This is a genomic window from Pseudomonas sp. PME37.24/006, assembly GCF_055556635.1.
The window spans coordinates 1-231 of the sequence record NZ_JBVHNL010000318.1 but is presented as its reverse complement, the minus strand read 5'-3'; the positions used below and the strand labels follow the sequence as shown (position 1 = coordinate 231).

Sequence of the window (231 nt, the reverse complement as noted above, 5' to 3'; positions counted from 1 at the left end):
AGCGGCCGATGCCGGTCTCGTCGTCGGGGGTGATGTTGGGAACGTAGAGATTGCCGAAGGGCGTGGGCATGGGACGGCCACCGGCAAACAGCGGGCCGTTGGAGGCCGTGTGGCAGGCCACGCAATCGCCCACGCGGGCCAGGTATTGGCCGCGGCTGATGATGTCATTGCCGGCCGTGCGCAGCACTGGTGCGGCCGAGGCGGCCGGCTCGCGGCCCAGGTAGAGCCAGC

The 231-nt window shown here is 70.6% G+C and carries 1 pseudogene; it reads right to left on the bottom strand.

Annotated elements, in window-relative coordinates:
- A pseudogene (locus ACZ3GY_RS24890) lies at positions 1–187 on the bottom strand (cytochrome c); the annotation flags it as partial.
- Between the last annotated feature and the right edge of the window lie 44 nt (positions 188–231).